General features: G+C 73.9%; 5 protein-coding genes. 2 read left to right on the top strand and 3 right to left on the bottom strand.

The features are described 5' to 3' along the window. The coding region (locus GTW67_RS33595) for a PAS domain-containing protein (protein WP_161168512.1) at window positions 1-803 on the bottom strand (803 nt) is incomplete at its 3' end. A 156-nt stretch (window positions 804-959) separates the two neighbouring features. On the opposite strand from GTW67_RS33595, the gene GTW67_RS33590 reads away from it, so the two are divergent. Further along, entirely contained in the window at window positions 960-1,511 is a 552-nt protein-coding gene (locus GTW67_RS33590) for a GNAT family N-acetyltransferase (RefSeq protein ID WP_202438046.1), read from the top strand. 40 nt (window positions 1,512-1,551) lie between these two features. On the opposite strand, the gene GTW67_RS33585 is transcribed toward GTW67_RS33590, so the two are convergent. Next, on the bottom strand, window positions 1,552-1,992 hold the full coding sequence (locus GTW67_RS33585; protein WP_161168510.1) for an ATP-binding protein: 441 nt from the start codon (window positions 1,990-1,992) through the stop codon (window positions 1,552-1,554). 334 nt (window positions 1,993-2,326) lie between these two features. On the opposite strand from GTW67_RS33585, the gene GTW67_RS33580 reads away from it, so the two are divergent. Next, window positions 2,327-3,508, top strand: coding sequence for a cytochrome P450 (locus GTW67_RS33580; protein WP_161168509.1), 1,182 nt, complete (start codon window positions 2,327-2,329; stop codon window positions 3,506-3,508). A 16-nt stretch (window positions 3,509-3,524) separates the two neighbouring features. On the opposite strand, the gene GTW67_RS33575 is transcribed toward GTW67_RS33580, so the two are convergent. After that, window positions 3,525-4,345, bottom strand: an 821-nt coding sequence (locus tag GTW67_RS33575) for a phosphohexomutase domain-containing protein (protein ID WP_161168508.1), incomplete at its 5' end; no start/stop codon positions are given.

Genomic DNA, 4,345 nt, shown 5'->3' with positions numbered 1-4,345 from the left:
GGGGTCCGCGGGTCGTGGAGCAGGTCCTCGGCGGTCAGGACGACGGGGCGGTCACCGTTGACCAGCCGTGCCAGTGCCGCGCGGGAGGGGTCCGGCAGCGGGGCGAGCGGCCCGCGCAGACGCCGGGCCCGGTGCGGGTGGGCGCTGCTGCGGACGTCGACGCGTTCCAGCGTGTCCTGCTGTCCCGGGTGGGCGTCGACGGCGGCCCACTGTCCGAGTTCCGGCACGAGCAGCCCCAGGAGGCGGCGGATGATGACGGAGGTGCGCTCGGTGGGGACCAGCACCGTGGAGATCTCGGCCACCAGGTGCAGCTGGGCGGTGAGGGTCTCCAGCGCCCCGGTGCGTGCCTGCGCCTCCTCGGCGGCGCTGCGGTGCAGGCTGAAGTCGTGGAAGACGATCACCACGCCTTCCCGGCGGCCGCCCACGACCAGAGGGGTGGCGGCCCAGATGATCGGCACCGTGCTGCCGTCCGCCCGCTGGAAGTACTCCTCGCTGCCCTCCTCGGCGGGCGCCCCGTACAAGGGGTTGCGCAGCGCGCACAGCTCCCGGGGGACTGGGCTGCCGTCGGCGTACCGGTGGAGCAGGTCGTGCGCGTCGTGCCCGGTCATCTCCGCCGCCGACCGCCCCAGCATCTGCTCGGCCCACGGGTTCACCCAGGTGATGCGGGCGGACGGGTCGAGGGTGAGGACGCCGGCGCCGAGGTCGTGGAGGACGGCGCGGGCGAAGCCGGGGTCGGTGGCGCCGTCCGCCCCGTCGTGTCCGGGCCCGTCGCCCTCCTGGTGGCCCGCCGAGCGTGACGTCACGACCCTCACAGCCTTCCGATGCCGTCCACCCCGCCAGGTTCCCTCAGCGGGCGCGGACGAACCGTCCGGAAGCGGCCGATGGAGGGAACGCGTCCGGTCTCCCCGGCGGGCCGATATTCGGTCGCCGCACTGGAGCGGGCCCTCTAGGTTGACGTGATGGCCGAGCTGCGTACCGATCGTCTTGTCCTGCGCGAGTGGCGGAGGTCCGACCTGGCCCCGTGGGCGGCCCTGAACGCCGACCCGGTGGTCCGCGCGTACTTCCCCGGGGTGCTCACCCGGGAGCAGAGCGACGCCTCCGCGGCGCGTTTCCAGGCCGATCTGGGGCGGCGGGGCTGGGGATGGTGGGCGGTGGAGGTCGCGGCCAGCGGTGAGTTCATCGGGTTCGCGGGGCTCGATCCGGTCGAGGACGGGCTGCCGTTCACCGGGACCGAGGCCGGCTGGCGGCTGGCCCGTCCCGCCTGGGGGCACGGTTACGCCACCGAGGCCGCCCGGGCCGCGGTGGCCTTCGCCTTCGAGGAGCTGGGTCTTGAGGAGGTCCTCGCGATCACGGCGGCCACCAATCGTCGTTCGCGGGCCGTGATGGACCGGCTGGGCATGACCCGCGATCCGGCCGACGACTTCGACGACCCGGGCGTGCCCGAGGGGCCGTTGCGCCGGAATGTGCTGTACCGGCTCCCGCGCCCCGGCGGCCGGCCCGCCGCGGGGTGACGGAGCCGCTCACGCCGTTGCCCGGCGGACGGCCGGCACATCACGCGTCGGCGAGCCGCACCGCGGCCGTCGTGCGCTTGCCGACCGGTTCTCTGCGCACCTCGAAGGTCTGGCAGACGGCCATGACGATCTCCAGCCCGTGCCGGCCGATCCGGCCGGGGTCCGAGGCCGCGGGCACGGGCAGCACCGGATCGCTGTCCCACACGCTCACCTCGACCCGGTCCTCGGCCAGCTCCAGGTCGACCAGGGACGGCCCGGGCGCGTACTTGCAGGCGTTCGTCAGCAGCTCACTGACCACGAGCTGTACGACGTCCACCGTCCGGTCGGACACCACGACCCCGCGGGCCGCCCGCAGCCGTGCCAGAAAGGCCCGGGCCAGCTCGCGGCCCCGGGCGATGTCGCCGGGAATGCCCTCGTACTCCGCGGAAACCCTGACCGGCGGCTTCTCCAGCCGGTCCCCATATCGGGCAGCCCCGTTCATCCGATCCGCCCTCTTCCTGAGCCTTGACCGTTACGCCAGCCCGTCTACCCCCGAATTCCCGGAAACATCCGGCACGATCTCCATCGGTACGCCCGGCACGTCCCTCGTGTCACCGCGGGCACGGCACCGGGTCGGTGGAAGCCCGGTACGTCCCGGTACCCGTCGCGGTGCTCGTCGGCCGCCGTGAGCGCGTCGGCGGACGGCTCCCGTCCGGCGCGATCAGGGGTGGCGGGCGGACCGGCGCGTGCCCGATCCTGTCGGCACGAGGGTGGGGTGGGCGGCCAACAGGGCCGCCCACCGAGGGACTTGGGGGTGTCCGCCGGTGCAGGAGGCCATGGGATCCGCGCGCAAGGCCGACCGGGGCAGGGAACGGCCGGCGTGCCCGGTCAGCCGCGCCGACGACGGGACGTGGCGCGTGCACGACTACGCGGTGGCGCGCACGCTGCTGCGCGGCCCGGGGACCGTGCAGGCCGGTCTCGGCATCGAGACGGTGGAGAAGCTGCCGCCCCGCATCCGCCGCCCCGTCCTCTACCGGGACGGGCCCGAGCACCGCGAACACCGCCGGCAGACCGCGCGTTTCTTCACTCCCCGCCGGGTGGACGAGCACTACCGCGAGCTGATGGTCCGCATCGCCGAGGAGCAGCTGGCGGTCCTGCGCACGACCGGTGAGGCCCCGTTGTCCGACCTCGCCTTCGACCTGGCCATCGGCGTGGTGAGCGAGGTCGTCGGCCTGCGGTACGGCAGACCGGGCATCCGGCGCAGGCTGGAGCGGTTCTTCCCGGAGGAGTTCGGCGAGCCGGGCCTGACCAGTGTGCGCGGCCTCTACTGGTTCCTGCGGCAGAACTCCAACTGGCTGCGCATCCATCTCGCCGACGTCCGCCCCGCGATCCGCGCGCACCGCCGCCGGGAGCACGACGACCTGATCTCCCACCTGATCGCGGAGGGCTGCTCGGACGCGGAGATCCTCGGCGAGTGCCTGACGTTCGCCGCGGCCGGCATGGTCACGACCCGCGAGTTCGTGTGTCTGGCCGCCTGGCACCTGTTCACGGACGCCGGGCTGCTGGCGCACTACCGCTCGGCGGACGAGACCGGGCGCCTGGCCGTGCTGCGGGAGCTGCTGCGGCTGGAGCCGGTGGTCGGGCAACTGCGCCGCCGGGCCACCGAGGAACTCCGGCTGGACTCGTCCGACGGGGCGGTGACGGTGTGCCCGGGCGAGCACGTCGAGATCCTGCTGGACCACGCCAACGCCGACCCGGGCGCCGTGGGGGACGATCCCCTGCTGGTCCGGCCCGGCAGGGCACCGGAGGTCGGTGCGGGGCTGTCCTTCGGCGACGGACCGCACCGGTGTCCCGGGGCGCACATCGCGATCCTGGAGACCGACGTGTTCCTCAGCCGCCTGTTCGCTCTCGACGGCCTGCGGATGACCGGCCGGCCGCGCGTCGGCTTCCAGGAGGCGATCGGCGGCTACGAGATCCGCGGACTGACCGTGGCGCTCCCCCGGGCCGGCCGGGCCTAGAGGAGCACCGGCGGGGTCAGCCTCCGAGGGCGCCGAGGACGACGAGTTTGGCCTCGTCCTGGACCTGCCGGAGGTGGTCGGGGCCGAGGAACGACTCGCCGTAGATCTTGTAGACGTCCTCGGTGCCCGAGGGGCGGGCCGCGAACCAGGCGTTCTCCGTGGTCACCTTGATGCCGCCGATCGAGGCGCCGTTGCCCGGCGCCTCGGTGAGCACGCCGGTGACCGGCTCCCCGGCGAGGGTGTCGGCGCTGACCTGGGCCGGGGACAGCTTGGCCAGGCGGGCCTTCTCCTCCCGGGTGGCGGGGGCGTCGATGCGGGCGTAGGCGGGCTCGCCGAAGCGGGCGGTGAGGGCGGCGTAGTGCTCGGACGGCGTCTTACCGGTGACGGCGGTGATCTCGGAGGCGAGCAGGGCCAGGATGAGGCCGTCCTTGTCCGTGGTCCACACGGAGCCGTCCCGGCGCAGGAAGGAGGCGCCGGCCGACTCCTCGCCGCCGAAGCCGAGGGTGCCGCCGACCAGTCCGTCCACGAACCACTTGAACCCGACGGGCACCTCGACCAGCCGTCGGCCGAGGTCGGCGGCGACCCGGTCGATCATGCCGGAGGACACCAGCGTCTTGCCCACGCCCGCGTCGGCGGGCCACTCGGTGCGGTGGGCGTACAGGTAGTGGATGGCGGTGGCCAGGTAGTGGTTGGGGTTCATCAGGCCGGCGTCGGGGGTGACGATGCCGTGCCGGTCGGCGTCGGCGTCGTTGCCGGTGGCGATGTCGAAGCGGTCGCGCCGCTCGATGAGCGAGGCCATCGCGTGCGGCGACGAGCAGTCCATGCGGATCTTGCCGT

The sequence above is a fragment of the Streptomyces sp. SID5910 genome (assembly GCF_009862125.1).
Classification (GTDB): Bacteria; Actinomycetota; Actinomycetes; order Streptomycetales; family Streptomycetaceae; genus Streptomyces.
Note: the sequence above shows the minus strand (reverse complement) of the source record. Positions and strands in the feature narration are given on the sequence as shown.

Bases quoted from the DNA above. Each gene is read 5' to 3' on its own strand.
- GTW67_RS33590 (WP_202438046.1), top strand. From the start codon at position 960: ATGGCCGAGCTGCGTACCGATCGTCTTGTCCTGCGCGAGTGGCGGAGG.
- GTW67_RS33580 (WP_161168509.1), top strand. From the start codon at position 2,327: ATGGGATCCGCGCGCAAGGCCGACCGGGGCAGGGAACGGCCGGCGTGC.
- GTW67_RS33585 (WP_161168510.1), bottom strand. From the start codon at position 1,992: ATGAACGGGGCTGCCCGATATGGGGACCGGCTGGAGAAGCCGCCGGTC.